This window comes from Terrimonas pollutisoli (genome assembly GCF_029360765.1).
Classification (GTDB): Bacteria; Bacteroidota; Bacteroidia; order Chitinophagales; family Chitinophagaceae; genus Terrimonas_B; species Terrimonas_B pollutisoli.
In genome coordinates this window covers 443,962-462,851 of the sequence record NZ_JARKNA010000001.1, presented here as the reverse complement: position 1 = coordinate 462,851, position 18,890 = coordinate 443,962, and the positions used below count along the sequence as shown (strand labels likewise).

At 41.5% G+C, this 18,890-nt stretch carries 13 protein-coding genes; 6 read left to right on the top strand and 7 right to left on the bottom strand.

Features of this window, described 5'->3' with window-relative positions; translation table 11 throughout:
- The first annotated feature begins 12 nt into the window (after positions 1–12).
- The 6 genes from P2W73_RS01790 to P2W73_RS01765 all read left to right on the top strand — a co-directional run bounded on the left by P2W73_RS01790 (position 13) and on the right by P2W73_RS01765 (position 10,142).
- Complete coding sequence (locus P2W73_RS01790; protein ID WP_276500262.1) at positions 13–1,569, top strand: RagB/SusD family nutrient uptake outer membrane protein; 1,557 nt, start codon at positions 13–15, stop codon at positions 1,567–1,569.
- Between the two features lie 265 nt (positions 1,570–1,834).
- Positions 1,835–3,376 (top strand): alpha-N-arabinofuranosidase, encoded by a 1,542-nt coding sequence (locus P2W73_RS01785; protein WP_276500261.1) that lies wholly within the window; start codon positions 1,835–1,837, stop codon positions 3,374–3,376.
- 5 nt (positions 3,377–3,381) lie between these two features.
- Positions 3,382–4,863 carry an arabinan endo-1,5-alpha-L-arabinosidase gene (locus tag P2W73_RS01780; RefSeq protein WP_276500260.1) on the top strand — a complete coding sequence of 494 codons (1,482 nt, stop codon included), beginning with the start codon at positions 3,382–3,384 and terminating at the stop codon, positions 4,861–4,863.
- Between the two features lie 89 nt (positions 4,864–4,952).
- Entirely contained in the window at positions 4,953–6,941 is a 1,989-nt protein-coding gene (locus tag P2W73_RS01775) for an alpha-L-arabinofuranosidase family protein (RefSeq protein WP_276500259.1), read from the top strand.
- A 124-nt stretch (positions 6,942–7,065) separates the two neighbouring features.
- Entirely contained in the window at positions 7,066–9,153 is a 2,088-nt protein-coding gene (locus tag P2W73_RS01770; protein ID WP_276500258.1) for an alpha-L-arabinofuranosidase family protein, read from the top strand.
- A 2-nt stretch (positions 9,154–9,155) separates the two neighbouring features.
- Positions 9,156–10,142, top strand: coding sequence for an arabinan endo-1,5-alpha-L-arabinosidase (locus P2W73_RS01765; RefSeq protein ID WP_276500257.1), 987 nt, complete (start codon positions 9,156–9,158; stop codon positions 10,140–10,142).
- 59 nt (positions 10,143–10,201) lie between these two features.
- On the opposite strand, the gene P2W73_RS01760 is transcribed toward P2W73_RS01765, so the two are convergent.
- The 7 genes from P2W73_RS01760 to P2W73_RS01730 form a co-directional block, all read right to left on the bottom strand.
- Positions 10,202–12,043 carry a glycoside hydrolase family 2 protein gene (locus P2W73_RS01760; protein ID WP_276500256.1) on the bottom strand — a complete coding sequence of 614 codons (1,842 nt, stop codon included), beginning with the start codon at positions 12,041–12,043 and terminating at the stop codon, positions 10,202–10,204.
- A 430-nt stretch (positions 12,044–12,473) separates the two neighbouring features.
- On the bottom strand, positions 12,474–12,698 hold the full coding sequence (locus P2W73_RS01755) for a dihydrodipicolinate synthase family protein (protein ID WP_276500255.1): 225 nt from the start codon (positions 12,696–12,698) through the stop codon (positions 12,474–12,476).
- A complete protein-coding gene (locus tag P2W73_RS01750) occupies positions 12,695–13,822 on the bottom strand; it encodes a sialidase family protein (protein WP_276500254.1) in 1,128 nt (375 codons plus the stop codon). Before P2W73_RS01750 ends, P2W73_RS01755 begins: the two co-directional genes overlap by 4 nt.
- Positions 13,823–13,851: 29 nt before the next feature.
- Positions 13,852–15,132 carry an MFS transporter gene (locus tag P2W73_RS01745; protein ID WP_276500253.1) on the bottom strand — a complete coding sequence of 427 codons (1,281 nt, stop codon included), beginning with the start codon at positions 15,130–15,132 and terminating at the stop codon, positions 13,852–13,854.
- A gap of 88 nt (positions 15,133–15,220) precedes the next feature.
- Complete coding sequence (locus P2W73_RS01740) at positions 15,221–16,357, bottom strand: Kelch repeat-containing protein (RefSeq protein WP_276500252.1); 1,137 nt, start codon at positions 16,355–16,357, stop codon at positions 15,221–15,223.
- A 70-nt stretch (positions 16,358–16,427) separates the two neighbouring features.
- Positions 16,428–17,360, bottom strand: a complete 933-nt coding sequence (locus tag P2W73_RS01735; RefSeq protein ID WP_276500251.1) for a dihydrodipicolinate synthase family protein — start codon at positions 17,358–17,360, stop codon at positions 16,428–16,430.
- 34 nt (positions 17,361–17,394) lie between these two features.
- Positions 17,395–18,870 carry a RagB/SusD family nutrient uptake outer membrane protein gene (locus tag P2W73_RS01730; RefSeq protein WP_276500250.1) on the bottom strand — a complete coding sequence of 492 codons (1,476 nt, stop codon included), beginning with the start codon at positions 18,868–18,870 and terminating at the stop codon, positions 17,395–17,397.
- Positions 18,871–18,890: the final 20 nt, after the last annotated feature.

The window sequence follows — 18,890 nt, the reverse complement described above, 5'->3', positions numbered from 1 at the left end:
AAAATGACTAATATGAAAAAGCTTAATATTTTTTTGCTGATACTAATAGCCGCCTGTTTTGCAGGATGTAAAAAACAATTGGACCAGGCTAACCCTAATGCACAAACCTCGGCCACATTCTGGAAAACACAAGCGGATGCAATTGCCGGTTTAAATGCCGCTTACTCAAGTTTATTGCCCGACGGTGCTTATATGCGATGCACACCTTTGATGGCCGATACAAGAGGTGATGATATGAAAAGTAACAGTCCCTGGGACCAGATGTATAACTCAGGCAAGTTTGCCCTGCAATCCGGAAACGTTGCCATTTATGGATGGGCTTATGAAACCTATTACCAAGGCGTATTCAGGAGTAACCAGGTGCTGGAAAACGTGCCCAATATCGAAATGGACCAGGCACTGAAAGACAGAATTATCGGGCAGGCATATTTTTTAAGAGGCTTATATTTTTATCACCTGGTCAATTTTTTTGGCAATGTGCCATTACCCCTCGAAACAGTTAAGGATATTGGTAATTATAATGTTCCTCAATCTACTCCCGAACAAGGATGGAACCAGGTGATCGCAGATTTTAAAATAGCAGCTGAAAAATTACCAGCCAAATATTCAGATGTAACAGGCCCCGATAAAACAGATATAGGAAGAGCCACTAAAGGTGCTGCGATGGCTTTCTTAGGTAAGGCATACCTGTTTAATAAAAAATATACAGAAGCAGCAGCACAGTTCAAAGCTATCATAGATCCTGGCATGTATAGTTTGGTAAGTAATTACCGCGATAATTTTACTGAAGTAAATGAAAATAACAGCGAGTCAATTTTTGAAGTTCAGTTTTCAAGAGATGCAGGAGGCAAAGAAGTAGGCTGGGGTGGTCCGCCACAACCGGGTTGGGGAAAAACTTCAGCAAGAGCCATTACGTATGCGCCAAGAGGTTTTGGCTGGACGGATGTTCAACCTACAAGATCTGTTTTCAATGAGTTTCTGCAGGAAAAAACCACAACCGGAGAAGATGATCCCCGTTTGGTAGCTACCATATTATATAATAAGCCAGGGCTTATGTTGTATGGCCAGTTGTTTTCAACAAAATATGCAAGTAACCCGGCTGACCTCAATGATCTTTTTTGCCGCAAATATCAAAATGATGATTCAGGAAGACCGGATGAGTTTGACTGGCGTTCAGGAATCAATGAAAGGATCATGCGTTATGCAGACGTGTTAATGATGTATGCTGAATGTTTGAATGAACTTAATCAGACTGCAGCTGCCTATCCTTTCATTCAGCAGATACGCAGCCGTGTAGGATTGCCCAACCTTGCAATCGTAAAGCCGGGTATGACGCAGGCCCAGATGCGTGAACAGATCGCACATGAAAGATTGCTGGAGTTTTCATTAGAGGGTCACAGGTTTGATGACATTCACCGCTGGGGTTGGTTGCAGGATCCTGCTAAACTTGCCGACCTGAAAGCACGGGATCCTGAGTTCAATACCTATGCTCCGGGAAGAGAATATTTTCCTATACCGCAAAGAGAGATTGATCTTAATCCGGGGTATAAGCAAAATACCGGCTATTGATTTTAAAAATCAATAAACTTATTCCGATGGGATCCTGGTTGGTAAGCAGTCGTGAATAACCGGGACCATCGGATTTTTCGCAAACAGGTAATTATTTTAAAAGCATGGCATTTTTAAAAAATTATAAAAGCAAATAAATTGACCAACCTTCCGGCGGCCCGGATTAACAAGCATTCGTTGAAAACCGGGCTCGTCGGATCTTTTAAAAAATTCCGGTATCACTTATTTCAATAATAGAGTAAGTTGCTTCTCTAAAAAATATTTCATGAAAAAATTTGCGATTGGTTGTTTTATTCTACTGACAGGTTCTGGTTTATTAGCGCAGAACAAAATTATTTTGCAAGCTGATCTTGGAAAAGATAAAATCAGCAAGCATATCTATGGGCATTTTGCCGAGCATTTAGGCAACTGTATTTACAATGGTTTCTATGTTGGCGACACCAATAAAATCATACCCAACACTGATGGTGTCCGCAATGATATCATTGCAGCCTTAAAAAAATTAAAAGTACCGAACCTTCGCTGGCCCGGCGGTTGCTTTGCGGATACCTATCATTGGAAAGATGGCATAGGTCCCAAAGCAAACAGACCATCTATCGTTAACCGCTGGTGGGGTGGCGTAACAGAAGATAACAGTTTTGGCACCCATGATTTCTTAAACATGTGCGAGGCAATCGGTTCAGAGCCATATCTCGCAGGTAATGTTGGAAGTGGAACAACGCAGGAACTTATAGACTGGGTACAGTATGTAAACTTCGACGGTAAAGCAAGCCCGATGAGTAAATGGCGGGTACAAAACGGAAGAGAAAAACCATGGAACGTAAAGATCTGGGGTGTGGGCAATGAAGCATGGGGCTGCGGTGGGAATATGAAACCCGAGTATTATGCTAATGTGTATCGGTTGTACGCCACGTTCATGACCGATTGGAGCAACAATGACAAAATGTTTCGGGTGGCATCAGGGGCCAATGGTGATGATTACAACTGGACAGAAGTATTAATGCGTGACATTCCCCGCAATATGGTGGAAGGAGTAGCACTACATCACTATTCCGTTATCAACTGGAACCAAAAGGGTCCGGCGAGGGATTTTAGCGAACAGCAATATTTCGCCACCATGAAGTCAGCCCTTAAAATGGAAGAGCTGGTGACAAGACATTCCAATATCATGGATAAATACGACCCGGCAAAAAAAACTGCGTTGGTTGTGGATGAATGGGGAGGTTGGTATGAGGTAGAACCTGGTACTAATCCCGGGTTTCTTTACCAGCAAAACACTATTCGTGATGCGATGATCGCAGGTGCTACCCTGAATATTTTCAACAATCATTGTGAAAGAGTAAGGATGGCTAATCTTGCGCAAACAGTAAACGTTTTGCAAGCCGTCATCTTAACGAATAAAGAAAAGATGCTCCTCACTCCTACTTATCATGTGATGGAGATGTACAATGTTCACCAGGATGCAACTTTATTACCGGTAGATGTAAAATCAAATGATTATGTGGTAGGCGATGAAAAACTACCAGCCGTTTCCGCTTCCGTCTCAAGAGACCAGGCAGGCGTCACCCATATTTCATTGGTAAATATTGACGCTGCTAAACAACAGGAAATTACTATAGACATAAGAGGTTCAAAATACAATTCGGTTTCCGGCAGAATTCTGACATCAAAAAAACTGCAGGATTATAATTCATTTGAAAATCCGGGTAAAATTCAACCAACAACCTTTAATGATGCAAAACTGACTGGCAACTCGTTACAGGTAAAGCTTCCTCCTGCTTCGGTAGTAGTGCTGGCACTTAAATAATAAAAATGACGAAACGATTTCTATTGAAAGAAACAGGACTGGTGTTACTCGCCGTAATGATATTCTCCTGTAGTAAAGACAAAGCTGATACAACGCCGGCTACTCCCGTTGATCCGCCTGTCGTTTCTGCATTTGATATCAATACGATTTCTGATACTTATGGATCAATTGCACCGTTTGCAAACTACCTGAAATGGGGACCGCACAATGTACATGATCCTGCCATCATCAAAGCCGGTGAGTATTATTATTCCTTCAGCACAGATGCCGGCTATGGTATTGACGTAAGACCAGGACTGCAGATTAGAAAATCAAAAGATCTCGTACAATGGTACTTTGTCGGCTGGGTATTTAATAGTTTACCAGCAATGGGTTCAAACTATATTACACAGGGAGGCGGCACACCATTCAATTCATTATGGGCGCCCTGCATTGTAAAAGCCGGTAATGAATATCGCCTGTATTATTCACTTTCATGCGCCAAACCAAGACTAAGTGTGATCGGAATGGCAACAGCTGCTAACCCGGAAGGGCCCTGGACAGAAAAGGGCCTCGTAGTTACATCCAAAGATGATAATAGTATACAGACAAATGCTATCGACCCTGCCGTGATCATTACGAATACAGGTGAACACTGGATGGTATATGGATCGGCATGGGATGGTATCTATTCATTAAAACTTGATCTTGCTACGGGTCTTTCACTTGCATCGGGTGATAAAGGAAAAAGGATTGCTAACCGGGGCTTCACCGCCGGCAAATACAATGGAAACATAGAAGGAGCTGATATCATTTATAATGCGCAGCTAAACAAATACTATTTGTTTATTGCCTATGACTGGCTCGAAACAAAATACAATGTCAGGGTGATGAAAGCTGATAAACCAGATGGGCCTTTCTATGATTATAACGGTGCTGATGCTAACACCAATGCCGATCATGGACCGATGATCATTGCACCGTATAAATTTTCCGGTCACAGTGGTTGGCAGGGTGTAGCCCACTCCACTGCCTTTACCGATGGCGAGGGCCAATACTTTATTGCACACCAGGGAAGACCCGGCATTGATAAATATTTTATGAATATGCATGTTCGTAAATTATTTTGGACCGCAGATGGCTGGCCGGTGGCTTCTCCTGAGCGGTATGCGTGGGAAAAGGATTCACTCATTTCACAAAATGACCTGGTCGGTGAATGGGAACAAATTGTTTTGGGATATAACGTAGTCCCTGGCTATTCCGCCGAACAAACCTCAGCTGATTTTCAAAATTCCTTTTCATTAAATATTGCAGCGAATGGAACATTGAATGGCAGCAGCGCTGATACCTGGACTTATTCCGCCCCATGGTTGCAACTGAAATGGAGCAATGGATTTACGGATAAAGTATTTGTACAAAAAGGAAGAGATTGGGAAAACAAAAAGAACACGATCATTTTCTCAGGTTTAAGCAACCAGGGAACAGCTATCTGGGGAAAGAAGAAATAGTTGTGAGTCGGGAGTCAGGCGAAAGTGCAAGGTGAAAAGTCAAAAGTGAATAATAATAAAAAAAAAGAAAATTTTAAACTAATAGTGCAATGAACTTTAAGAACATTCTATTTGCTGCATTTGCAGGTAGCGTATTTTCAGCTTCTGCAATTGCGCAGGAAAAAAACAAATGCATCATCAACATTAAAGCTGATAAGCCAACAGCGGAGATACAACCGACGATGTGGGGTGTTTTTTTTGAAGACATTAATATGGGAGCTGATGGCGGTATTTATGCCGAGTTGGTAAAGAACCGCTCTTTTGAATTTTATAAACCGCTCATGGGCTGGAAAGTGGAACAAACAAAGTTTGAAGAGGGTACTGTGACGGTGCTGAACAGGAATGAAAAAAATACAGCCAATCCAAGATTTATCCGGGTAAAAGTCAACCACACTGTTAAAAGTTTGGGATTGACCAATGAAGGTTTCAGGGGAATGGGGATCAAAAAAGGATTGCGTTATGATTTTTCGGTAATGTATCGTCAACCTGCTGCAGGTATAAAAATGCATATTGAACTGATCAATGATAAAAACGAAATCATTGGCAACGCTTCATTGAGTCCTTCGTCTGCAGGCGATGATTGGAAAAAAGAAGCCGTGAGTTTTAATGCTACCACTACTGAACCAAAAGCCAAAATGAATATTTGGTTTGAAGGTAATGGTGTGATCGATCTTGACATGATCTCATTGTTTCCCGAAGATACCTGGAAAAAAAGACCGGGCGGCATGCGGGCTGATATGGTTCAAATGCTGGCTGATATGAAACCAGGATTTATTCGCTTTCCAGGCGGTTGCATTGTTGAGGGACATGAATTGGAAACCCGTTATCAATGGAAAAAAACAATTGGTCCCATCGAAGAACGACAACTCATCGTCAACCGGTGGAATACAGAATTTGCGCATCGTCCTGCACCCGACTATTTTCAATCGTTTGGCCTCGGATTTTATGAATATTTTCAATTGGCAGAAGATATTGGTGCAGCACCACTGCCCATATTGAATTGCGGCATGGCTTGTCAATTTAACACTGCCGAATTAACCCCGGTGGATCAATTGGATCCTTATGTACAGGATGCACTGGACCTGATTGAATTTGCCAATGGCGACGTAAACACTAAATGGGGCAAGGTTAGGGCAAAAATGGGCCATCCTGCTCCCTTTAATTTAAAAATGATGGGTGTAGGAAATGAAAACTGGGGACCGCAATATGTTGAACGCTTAAAAATTTTCCAAAAGGCTATTAAAGAAAAATATCCCGACTTCAAATTGGTGGCCAGCTCGGGTACTGATCCCAATGGAGAACGATTTGATTATCTGAATGGCGAGTTGAGAAAGATGAAAGCGGATATAATTGACGAGCATTACTACCGTCGCCCCGAATGGTTTTTACAAAATGCGTCGCGGTATGATAATTACGACAGAAACGGAGCTAAAATATTTGCCGGCGAATATGCAGCGCAAAGTGATAAGACAGTAAGTATAAAAAATAAAAACAACCTGCAAACAGCCATTGCAGAAGCAGCATTTCTTACCGGCCTGGAAAGAAATGCTGGTGTAGTAATGATGGCCTCTTATGCACCTTTATTCGCACATGTGGATGGCTGGCAATGGTCGCCTGACCTGATATGGGTTGACAACCTTCGGTCATATGGTACGCCCAATTACTATGTTCAAAAATTGTATTCTACCAACAAAGGCACACATGTTGTTCCTGCATTATGGAATAATAAACCGGTAACGGGCCAGGACAGTTTGTATGCTTCCGCTGTTATAGATAAGAACACAAACGAAGTGATCATTAAGATCGTAAATAGTTCAGCTAATGAAAAGGCGACCTGCTTGGCTTTTGAGGGAGTGAAAAAAATAACATCCCAGGCTACTGTTACGGTTTTGACTGGTGAATCATTAGAAAAGGTGAATAGTCCTGATGTTCCTTTGGCTGTTAGCCCCGTTACACATCAAATGGCTGTAAAAGGAAAGAAAATAGATATAACGGTAGCACCTTATTCTCTTACCGTGTTCCGGGTGAAATTATTGTAATACTGATCACACTGGTAGTTTACAAAAAAAGGGTTGTAGTAAAGAATACAAGACGAAAACAAATAAAGACTTAATTGTAAAATATGGGCCGTTCATTTCATTAACGGCCCATTAATATCAATAAATGAAACGATTTGCCTTTAAACTGTTATTGACTTCTTCCCTTTTGCTAAACATAAGCACAAATTTATTTTCGCAGTCAGGTAAGAAAGTGCCATCAATACAGGTAATTGTTGATCCTCATAAAACATCAGACACTATTTCAAAACTTATTTACGGCCAATTTATTGAATTGCTCTTTAATTATTTTGAAGGCGGATTGTGGGCCGAGATGCTCGGTGACCGTAAGTTCTTTTATCCGGTGACATCTTCGGATGAACTAAAGCCTCTTAATACCCGCCATTATTTGGGAAGATGGAAACCTGTAGGAGAAGATGAGTATGTACAGTCAGATAATAAAAATGTTTTTACTGGGGAACATTCGCCAAAAATTATTTTGTCACCCCTGGTGCAAAGAGGGATTACCCAAAAAGGCCTGAGTTTTCAGAAGGACAGTGCGTATAATGTACGGGTAGTATTGGCAGCGGATCAAAAACCAACTGTACAAACCAACCTCCGGTGGGCAAATGAAAAATATACCATACAAACAATTGCTGATTCACTTTCATCTTCGTATAAAACGTTCCTGTTTACATTTAAATCGCCGGTTACAACAACCGATGCTGCATTCGAAATAACGGCTTCTGGTAACGGTGCTTTATGGATTGGCGCTACCTCACTTATGCCTGCCAGCAATGTGAATGGCTTCAGAGCGGATATACTGGAACAGTTTAGATATATGAACCTGGGTAATCTCCGCTGGGGTGGCAACGCATCATCCGGTTACGATTGGAGAAATGGTGTCGGTGACAGGGATAAAAGACCACCCATATATGATTATGCCTGGAATGCAATGGAATCAAACGATGTAGGTACACATGAGTATCTTGACCTTTGCAAACTATTGGGTGTAGAACCAAATATTGGCGTAAACGCCGGTATGGGTGACGCTTATTCTGCAGCACAATGGGTTGAATATGTAAATGGATCTGTAGAAACGCCCATGGGTAAATTAAGAGCAGCTAATGGGCATGCTGAACCTTTTGCAGTTAAGTGGTGGGGCATTGGCAATGAAATGTATGGCAAGTGGCAACTGGGTAATATGTCCGCATTTCATTATGCGATCAAACATAATATGTTTGCCAAAGCAATGAAGAAAGCGGATTCGTCAATCATACTGGTTGCATCCGGGGCAACTCCATACGAGATGGGTTGCACTTCAATTTATTCAGGCGATTATGCACATGATACTTTGCCTTTTACTATCGGTGGTAAATACGACTGGTCAGGCAACCTCTTAGCAAATTGTGCGGAAAACTTCAATTATCTCGCAGAACATTTATATCCCCTTGGTGATTCAGCATATGATGCGCAACTTCAAAAATTTGTATCAGCAAAAGACGATCCTATTGTTGATAAAGTAAGAAGATTACCCAACCGCTTAAAAGGTTCGGTGGAAGCATTTAGAAAATACCAACAGCGTTATCCAGTCATTAAAGAAAAAGGAATAACATTGGCAGTAGATGAATGGCGGATGAAAGACGGCGGTTGGGGGATGAAAGATGCATTGGCTACGGCTGAAGCGTATCACGAAATTTTCAGGAATACGGATATCATTAAGATGAGCACATTTACTTCGACGGATGCTCCTTCCTGTCTTTTATATGATGCCACGAGAGTTGCCATACAACCAAGCGGTTTAGTTATAAGAATGTTCAGCACTTATTTTGGTACTATCCCTGTATCAGTAGAAGGCGACAGCAAGCAACCTGCCATCAAAGGCACTATTGGTGTCGACAGGCCTGAAGTTTCATCCGGCAGTGATACATATCCCCTGGATATATCGGCCGCTATGAAAGCGGATAAAAAAACAATCACCATTTCTATTGTTAACCCGACAGCTGCAATGCAAAAAGCAGAAATAAAATTTAAAAACGGAGTAAAGTATAAAATGATCAGAAGTTTTGTTATTACCGGCCCGTTGGTTAACTCATACAATGAACTGGGAAAATCTCCGGTGGTTGAAATAAAAGAATCATCTGCTTCTAAACAATACAATGGCACACTGATGGTTTCACCATACAGCATTAATCTCTACGAGTTTAATTTATAATAATGAAAAGAATAACCCGCCTGTTGTTCTTTATGTTCCTGGTATTACAGAAGCCAGTATTTGCACAGGTATCAAATATTCCCGTACATGATCCTGTAATGATAAAACAGGATAGTGTGTATTATTTGTTTTGTACCGGCAGGGGCATCAGCATGTGGTCCTCAAAAGATCGAATAAACTGGAAACGGGAAAAACCTGTATTTGATACATTGCCCTGGGCCGTCAGAACGATCCCAGGATTTCGTAACCATATCTGGGCGCCGGATATTTCTTTTCACAACGGGCTTTATTATTTGTATTATTCTGTTTCTGCATTTGGAAAAAACACTTCCTGCATCGGCGTGGCTACCAATAAAACATTACATCCCGGCAGTGCTGATTATAAATGGACGGATCATGGTAAGGTGATACAATCGGTACCAGGCAGGGATATGTGGAATGCAATCGACCCCAATTTGATCCGGGATGAAAAAGGCATTAGCTGGCTGACCTTTGGTTCATTTTGGGATGGCATTAAACTGGTTAAGTTGAATGACGATTTGAAATCTGTTGCTCAACCGGAACAGTGGTACACGATTGCCAGTCGTCCACGAAATTTTATTACACCTGATACAGCAGGCGGCGATGCAGCTATCGAAGCTCCCTTTATTTTTAAAAAGAATAACTACTATTATCTTTTTGCATCGTTTGACTATTGTTGCCGCGGTGAGAAAAGCACCTATAAAATAGTTGTGGGCCGTTCGGCAAAATTACAAGGTCCCTATGTCGACCAGGAAGGCGTGGCAATGAATTTAGGTGGCGGCTCTATCGTATTAGAAGGCGATGCCAACTGGAATGGTGTTGGTCATAATGCGGTGGCCAGCTTTGACGGCACTGATTATTTGATCTTTCACGGTTATGATGCAAAAGACAAGGGCCGTTCAAAATTGAGAATGGAAAAATTGAAATGGGTGAACGGATGGCCACAGGTTGAAAAACAGGGTGAATAAAATAAAGCTTGAATTGCTTTATAAATTCAACGAACAACGAATCATTCTGGCGATCCTGTTTATCGGATCGTCACCAGTGATGGATTGTATAATTTTTGGTGTAACTCCTTTAGTTTTTCGACCGGCATTTTGATTTGTTTCCGGTCGTATGTCATCAGGCCATTGGTTTCCACTTCTACATCTGTTGTTTGAGTGTACACTGCCGCCGACAATCCTTTGGAAATAAGATTGGGTATACTATCGATAAACTCTGAATACCTGTTGAACAGCTCTGTATTATTTTTAAAACTTTGATAGCCCCAATTATTTTTTTCCTGCCAGGTATGATTTTCAACCGGTAATCCCAGTCCACCAAATTCACCCAATACCAATACCCGTTTTTGACCAAACAAATCCGGCTGCGGCATCAAAGGTTCAGGATAATTGTGCAAGTCAATAATATGACCTACATCTTCAAAGTTTCCGCCGCTTGCAGTATTCACCAGTCTTGACGGATCTTTTTGCATTGTCCATTCTACAATTTCTCTTGTTTTAAACTGGCCCCATGCTTCATTGAACGGCACCCAAACAATGATACTTGGAAAATTGTGTAAGTCCTGCATGATCTCTTTCCACTCTGTACGGAATATAGATTCCGATTCCTGTGTTCTGTCTTTATCAGTCGCACGACCATAAATACCCGGACGTGATTCCCAGCGATTGCCCAGGTCGCCGCTCGGCATATCCTGCCAAACTAACATTCCCAATACATCACAGTAATAATACCAGCGGGCCGGTTCTACTTTCACATGTTTGCGAATCATGTTGAAGCCCATTTCCTTTGTTTTTTCAATATCAAATTTCAATGCTTCATCTGTAGGAGCGGTGTACAAACCATCGGGCCACCAGCCCTGGTCAAGCGGGCCATATTGAAACACAAACTTTTCATTCAGCAACATTCTTTGAATGCCTTTGCTATCCGGCTTCATAGATATTTTGCGCATGGCAAAATAACTTTTCACTTCATCGATCGTTTTTCCTTTGCGCTGAACGATATATTTCAAATCGTATAAAAAAGGATTTTCAGTGGACCATAGTTTTGGATTCGCAATAGTCAATGAACTTTCACTATTACCACTAACGCTTTGTTCTGCCACTTTTGTTTCACCATCCCATGCAGTGACTATAACCTGGTCACCGGGCTGGAGGTTTTCAATCCTGGCATTAACAAGGACTTGCTTTTTATCAAGATCGGGTGTTTGTTTTGTTTCAGCGATATAGGTTTTTGGAACGGATTCCAGCCAAACTGTTTGCCAGATACCTGTTACAGGTGTGTACCAAATACCATGAGGATTTTTGATTTGTTTCCCTCTGGGTTGAGGTCCGTCGTCTGAAGGGTCCCATACCCTGATAGCGATATCCTGTTTCGTTCCTTTTTTTAGTGCGTTCGTAATGTCGAAGGAAAATGGATCATAACCTCCCTGGTGACTGCCCACTTCTTTTCCATTTACAAATACAGTGCATTGCCAATCCACGGCACCAAAGTGAAGCAATACATTTTTATTTTTTGCAGCAGGAACATTCACTGTTTTCTTATACCAAAGTATGCTGTCCTTACCAACCGTTTTTCCAACACCAGACAAAGCCGATTCTACTGCGAATGGTACCAGTATCGATCCCTGGGTGTTAGCAGGAATCGACTGTTGATCCTTTGGCAGAATTGCATATTGCCAAAGCCCATTCAGGTTTGTCCAGTCTTTTCTTACCATTTGTGGTCTTGGATAATCAGGCAGTGCATTATCGGGGTTCAATTTCTCAGCCCACGGTGATATGATCTTACCTTTTACAATTTGCCAATCTTGTGCTTGCGACGCTGAGTGAAAAAGAACGAAGGAAAAAAACAAATAAGAAAGCTGTTTCATATGCCGGTAATTTATACGATAAAGGTTAAGTTTTTTTTGAAAAAAAGCCGCTCACAAATTTCAACCGGAGCGGCTTGTCTGACTACTGCTTAACGAGAAACTATAATTGAATTTTTACTGAATGTGAATAATAGTTTGGAAAAAAAACAGGCAACCATTTCTTCGCCCGGAGGCTGACAGCTTCTAACTCATTTTCAGGAATAGATTTATACGGCCATCAGCAAACGGGTGCCGATAGCTGACCAGCCTCCCACTGCGCCTAAAAATTTATCTAATGCCGGATTTGTATACCCTGCATTCTTAAATGGCAAGATGCATTCTTCGAAAAAAGACAGAATCCGCTTTTCTACTACTAATGCTCGTTCAAATCATTGGCCATGAGCTCCCACCCCACGCATTTTTGCTTATCGCATTTCTGTGCCATCAACTCCTATATTTTATCAAACTCATCTTCGGTTTGATTATGAAACTCACCTGCCGTACCATTTGAATAAATGCCATCCAACTTTGCATCAATGAAATAGTCAATCTCATCAGCCAGGCGAACATAATCAATGCTATCATCGTTGTTGACGGGCAATAATAACGTTCCCCAATTTCCTTTAAGTTCCTTAGCAGTAAGTGGATGCTTATTTGTTTGTGGAACTTTGTTCATTTGAAATCGTCTATAGCTATTTCTTCAAAAGCAATTCCTTCATAAGGCCGTTGAATTCCTGCCTCGTAAAATAAGCCCAGGTTGCCATTGGGCAGAACCGTTAAACAGGAATAAGCGGAAGGCCCTTCGTAGATCAGCTTTTTTAATGGCCAGGTCTTTCCGTCATCCTCGCTTATCCTTACTGTCATTTTAACACGGGAAGTTGTACTCGCAGGATTTGAAAAAACAAGAAGGTTCTTTTTTCCCGGGAATTTGTATTGAATCAGGTTGGCTTCACAAACGGGTTCAATCAATACTGTATCGGGATATATGGCTGACCATTTTTTTCCGGCATTTTTACTGATCGCAACTTGCCGGTATCTCGATTTGCCTGCATTTCGCATATTTAACAGAAGGCGCCCATCAGAAAGTTCGGCAATAGTAGACTCATTCACGCCTTCCCGTTTGGTCACACCGCCTAATTTCCAGGTATTCCCCCCATCATCGGAATAAATCACATGCGAATAATTCTTTTTTGTTTTTGCTACGATATGATTAGAAGGAATAACCAGGCGACCTTTATGCCTTCCTTTGCTCAATTGTATTCCACGTCCGGGACCCGTTGCATACCAGGTCCAGTTATTCTTCTTTACATTTTTTGTTATTTCTGCTGCTTGCGACCATGTTTTACCATCATCCGTTGATCTCAGAACAAACACTCTTCTCGTATCCTTGCTTGAACCATTGATAATGTCTTTTTCATGATCAGCACCCAAATTCCAGGTGCTTAATAAAATGATATTTCCTGTTTGCTGATCAACAACAGGTGCAGGATTGCCGCAGGTATTGGCTGAATCATTCCAGATCACCTGCAACGGGCTCCAGGTTTTGCCGCCATCTTCCGAACGCTTTACCACCATATCAATATCTCCTGCATCACCGCAATTGATTTTTCTTGCTTCAGCAAAAGCCAGTACTGTGCCCTTGCTGGTAGTAACCAGGGATGGAATCCGGAAACAGTTGTATCCCTCTTCTCCTCCTTTGTAAATATGATTGAGTTGCTGCGCCAATAAATTATTTCCGGTTGTTATCGTACACACCAACACTGCCAATAATAACCACAAATTGTTTCGGGAGACTATCATGTATTGCTTCAGTTTTCTAACTATTTAAATTATTTGTTTACGGTATCAAAATCATTTACCCTTGGCCGGAGAAATGATAATTGAATGATCAATGCAGCCAAAACAATAGCCGCAAGCATCGCAAAACTCTTTCCCAGGTTACCCGCATCCGTTGATTTGCCCAGCCAATCCGTAACAAATGCGCCGGCGAATACGCCTACCATATTCATCAGGCCATAGGCTGTAGCCCTGTATTTGGAAGAAACAAATTGACAAAGGATAGGCATATTGTTGGCATCGAACATACCAAAGCCAAAACCAAAACAAAACGCTGAACCGATGACATGAAACAACGAATGACCATAACCAATCAGCAATAAAGCGGGTATAGTCAGACCAAGACCGATAGCACTGGTATAAATTCTTCCTTTTATATTTTTCTGAACCCATCTGTCGGATAAGATTCCACCGAATAGCACGCCTAAGAATGAAGAAGCAGCAATCGTGATGGTTGATAAAGGTCCCGCTTTGCTCATATCAATATTTAAATTGTCGGCAAATAAAGTAGGCAACCAGTTTTTAATTCCCCACCCGGGCAAACTTGGCACGGCAAAATAAAATACGATGATCCAAAAGGCGATATTACTAAACAGCAAACTCAGCCCTTTGAAAAACCCAGGTTTTTCAATAGTTATTTTATCAGTTACTTCTATAGAAGATTTTTTTTCCCTTAGGAAAAGCATTAAGACTACTGAATAAATAATACCGATGATACCAAATGAATGAAAGGCTGACTGCCACGAAAAGCTGGCAGCAATGGTGGCGCCAAATCCGCCCAATGCCTGGCCCATGTACAAGCCCGTCATGTGAATGCCTATAGCCAGTGATCGGGTTTTGGAAGAATGAAAATCGGCGATCAATGATAAGCCTGCCGGGATATATAACGCTTCACTTACTCCCATCAATGCACGAAGCCAGTACAACTGCTCAAAATTTTGCGCATAACCCATAGCCAGTGTAACGGCACTCCAAACAAACAAACTTCCAACGATCAGCCATTTCCGGTTTACCCTGTCGCCGATCATTCCAGCCAATGGACTCATGAATCCGTAGATCCATAAAAAAATTGCCATCAGCCTTCCAAAGTTGGTAGCCGTTTGTAGTTCAGCAATATCTATCATCATGGAAGGTCTCATGGTGCTGAGCATTTGCCTGTCCATATAATTAAGCAATGCTACCACCCATAGCAGTCCTACTACAATCCATGGGTAAGAAGCCCCCCCGCCCCTAAAGGGGGGCTTTGAATCATTTTCTATTTTAGTACCAGTCATTATTATAGTTTGGCATCTTTTTAATCACTTTAATGCTTCGGCAAAAAAAACCAAAAACATAAAAAGAAATTTCGACCTAAGTTCCCCTTTAGGGGACAGGGGTTTTCCCAACTAATATTCCAGGTGTTCGTATTCCGGCTTTTATTTCGCCACTTGGAATAATAATATCATCTCCCCATTTTATTGCTGTTGTGGTAACAGGATTACCCGGAGGCAAAGCATTTAGTTTTTCCCATTCGTCGCTGATCGTATTGTACAATAACACATCGCCTGCAAAACCGGGATGTGCTTCTAACAACGCAATTCTTTCTTTGGTAAGTTGTTTTATCTTCTGTTCATCCGTTTCTGATTTTATCGCTGCATTTAGTTTCTCTTCTTTGCTAAAGGTTTCGCCTTTATCGCCGCCCAATATCAATATTTTATCCGACCCATAAGCAATGCCTGTTCCGGCAGAAGCAGCAAATGGCAGAGATTTTTTTTGTGACCAACGAGTGTTTTTTATATCAAACTGGTACACCGTACTAAAAATATCGCTGATGCCATTACCGTTTTTTCTCCGCCCGCCTACCAGGTAGATGCAATCATGATCCCCATTGGATTGAACTATCATTACTGCAAAAGAAATTTTTACAGGGATATCAGGCAACGATTCCCATTTTGCACCGGGTGTTGCCAGGTTGAGACAAAAAAATTTATCGGAAGGCCCCTCTTTGGAATTACCGCCGGCTACATAAATGTTATGATTATAAAAAGTAGTAGAAAGATTGGTAAGCGATAAAGGCAAAGCAGGCAGATCAGAAAATACAAGTTCATTAGCTATTGCATTGTATTCAACCAAAACAACCTTATCAGACAATCCCTGTTCATTTTCTCCACCGATATAGACAAGCCCTTTTGGCGTGGTCACGTTGGCACAATAGGCAACGGGGTTTGGTAACTTTTGTTTGCTTATAGATGCATTTACAATTTCACCCTCCTTTTTTTCGAAAAGATATATTTCATCCTGGTACTGTTTTTTATTTCCATACCATGGAAGTCCATCAGGAAAGTTGGCGCCACCACCTACAAGTAAATAGTTATTAATAATCCCGGCTACCGGTCCCGCCAAACCAGGTTGTTCTTTTCCATTGACTGATGGCAGAACAGCAGCTACCGACCAGTCAATTTTCTTTATCTTATCTTCTCCCCCAACCGCTTTGCTGTTTACACAGTTTAATCCTGTCATTACAATCATTATTATGAAAACAATTCTTTTCACTGGTGAAAAACTTTTTCCCGATGATAATTCTTTCTCTTCAACGTTTAACTGCTTCTAATGAAACAGGAGAAACTTTTTCAAAGAAACCAAGATCATCCAACTCTTTATAAAATTTATCAAAGTTTTCTGCACTGAGAGTCGTAAGCGGAAGTCGGCAGGGGCCGAGATCCCAACCCAGCATTTTCATGATTGCTTTTTGACCGGGAATAGGTGGATATTTCAATAATACCCGTATCACTTCAACCATATAAGCATGTTGCTCACGGGCTGCTAAGAGGTCGCCTTTTTTAAAAGCATCAACAATTTTTAAATAGAGTGGCGCCGCAAATGTGTACGTACTGCCAATAGCTCCTTTTGCACCTACGGAAAGCGCCGGCACCAACAATTCATCCAATCCATACAAAATGTCAAACCTTCCATTGTCAAAAGTCAGACAAGCCTGGTATTCCTGTATGGTAGACGAAGTATATTTTATTCCTGCCAGATTGGGAATGCGGTCTCCGGCCAATTGAAGAAATTCGATCATATCCATGCCCACTCCCGTGAGATGAGGTATATGATAATAATAAAAAGGAAGAGCCGGTGCAGCGATGGCAATATCCGTCATGCAGTCTACAAGGTTCTGAACGGATACAGGCTTGAAATAAAACGCAGCGACAGAGGAAAAAGCATCAGCTCCGATCGCTGCTGCATGCGTCGACAAAATTTTTGATTCTGCGATACTGCTGTGTCCCACATGTACAATTATCAATAAACGACCCCGGGCTGCCTTCACAAATGCTTCCGCTACTTTCATTCTTTCTTCTGTGGTCATATTGGGTCCTTCACCATTACTGCCGCAAACAAATATTCCCTTCAATCCATCGTTAACGAGTTTGTCAACGAGAGAAGGGATCAAATCCAAATTTAATGAACCATCTTCCCGAAAAGGTGTAAATGCCGCCGCTATTAGTCCTTCAATTTTTTGCATCTCTTTTTATTTTACTTATTTTATTCTACTATTATTAGTAACCCTGCGTTTGTACAAGTAAACTATTATTGGCCAGTACAGTTGTATTCAACGGCCAGAATAATGGAGTTGTTTTACCAATGAGGTTGGGAACATAGTTATACACATCAATTGTTCCCCCTTTATGAAAACGAACGAGATCATACCAGCGTTTATTTTCAAAAAACAATTCTCTTCCTCTCTCATTCAATATTTCCCTTTCAACAGAAGCTTTATCAGTTGCCCCGCTATAGTCGCCCGTGCTGGCACGGTTTCTTACTTTGTTTAAGTTTTCGATAGCAAGAGTCGCGTTATCCAATGCAGCGTATGCTTCTGCTTTCATCAGGTAAATGTCAGCAAGACGATAAATGATGATATCATTATCAGGAAACCTGTCGTCTGCATATTTTGTGCCCGGGTATTTTACTATCCATGTTCTTGTTCCGGTTCCGCTGGCAAGCCGTTCAGTAACGAATGTAAACGGAATACGTTTATCACCCGGATTGAATAATGCTTTTGATTCAGGGCTCATTAAATAACCACCCTGTGCATAACTTGGCGAAACGGCGCTGGGAATACTATCCTTATTCAATACCGATGTAATATGGCTGGAAATAGCAATAGTTTGAATTGAATAATTCCCAACACCTTCATCCCTGAGAAAAAAAGCGGAGAGTATGATCTCGGGATTTGCAGCCGCTCTTAATCCCACAACACTTTTGAAATCAGTATTCAGTGCTACACCGCTGGCTTCGACTTCGGTGAGTGCCGCAATGGCTGCATTCAAATCGGCAGTACCACCTCCCAATACTTTTGCACTCCACAACTTTGTATCAGCTTTCAATGCCTGTATGGCAGCATAGCTGAAACGGTATTTTGTTGAAGGAAATGTTGTTTTTGAAAAATTACTCATCGATTCCAACTGTTGCAAAGCAGCGTCGAGGTCAGCTTGTATTTGTGTCATTACTTCTGCTTCTGTAGCCCGCGGCAGCAAAGGAACGTTTTCATTGGTAACAGCTTCTAACATTAATGGAGTTTTACCAATGATTCTTGTAAGGTGAAAATAGAACCAGGCACGCAACGCATGTGTTTCTGCAACAATCCTTTTTTTCGTATCGGGGTTAGTCGCAAACTCGAAACCTTTTATTTTTTCCAGCAGGAGATTACAATGTCCGATGGCGGTATACCATCCATTATAAGCCAATGCGCCATTGGTAGGGCTAAGCAGTTGTCCCCACACAGCTGAACTAAGCCTTGCATTAGGGCCATTTACCAGCTCTTCGCTTCGCTGTTCGCCATATAAATCGTTGTTTACAAGCTCACGCATATATGTATAAATGCCGGTAACATTGGGTTCAAAGTCGCCTTCGCTTTTAAAATAGATCTCTTCTGTAATGCTTGACTCCGGTTTTACCTCCAATAGTTTTTTACAACCTGGTAACGCAGAAATTAATAATGCAGCCACTACAGTAGTTATAATTATTTTCTTCATCTTACTTAATTTATTATTGA

Excerpts from the sequence above, each read along its gene's own strand:
- P2W73_RS01750 (WP_276500254.1), bottom strand. The coding sequence starts at position 13,822 with ATGATAGTCTCCCGAAACAATTTGTGGTTATTATTGGCAGTGTTGGTG.
- P2W73_RS01775 (WP_276500259.1), top strand. The coding sequence starts at position 4,953 with ATGAACTTTAAGAACATTCTATTTGCTGCATTTGCAGGTAGCGTATTT.
- P2W73_RS01740 (WP_276500252.1), bottom strand. The coding sequence starts at position 16,357 with ATGACAGGATTAAACTGTGTAAACAGCAAAGCGGTTGGGGGAGAAGAT.
- P2W73_RS01745 (WP_276500253.1), bottom strand. The coding sequence starts at position 15,132 with ATGACTGGTACTAAAATAGAAAATGATTCAAAGCCCCCCTTTAGGGGC.
- P2W73_RS01735 (WP_276500251.1), bottom strand. The coding sequence starts at position 17,360 with ATGCAAAAAATTGAAGGACTAATAGCGGCGGCATTTACACCTTTTCGG.
- P2W73_RS01730 (WP_276500250.1), bottom strand. The coding sequence starts at position 18,870 with ATGAAGAAAATAATTATAACTACTGTAGTGGCTGCATTATTAATTTCT.
- P2W73_RS01790 (WP_276500262.1), top strand. The coding sequence starts at position 13 with ATGAAAAAGCTTAATATTTTTTTGCTGATACTAATAGCCGCCTGTTTT.
- P2W73_RS01770 (WP_276500258.1), top strand. The coding sequence starts at position 7,066 with ATGAAACGATTTGCCTTTAAACTGTTATTGACTTCTTCCCTTTTGCTA.
- P2W73_RS01780 (WP_276500260.1), top strand. The coding sequence starts at position 3,382 with ATGACGAAACGATTTCTATTGAAAGAAACAGGACTGGTGTTACTCGCC.
- P2W73_RS01765 (WP_276500257.1), top strand. The coding sequence starts at position 9,156 with ATGAAAAGAATAACCCGCCTGTTGTTCTTTATGTTCCTGGTATTACAG.
- P2W73_RS01755 (WP_276500255.1), bottom strand. The coding sequence starts at position 12,698 with ATGAACAAAGTTCCACAAACAAATAAGCATCCACTTACTGCTAAGGAA.
- P2W73_RS01785 (WP_276500261.1), top strand. The coding sequence starts at position 1,835 with ATGAAAAAATTTGCGATTGGTTGTTTTATTCTACTGACAGGTTCTGGT.
- P2W73_RS01760 (WP_276500256.1), bottom strand. The coding sequence starts at position 12,043 with ATGAAACAGCTTTCTTATTTGTTTTTTTCCTTCGTTCTTTTTCACTCA.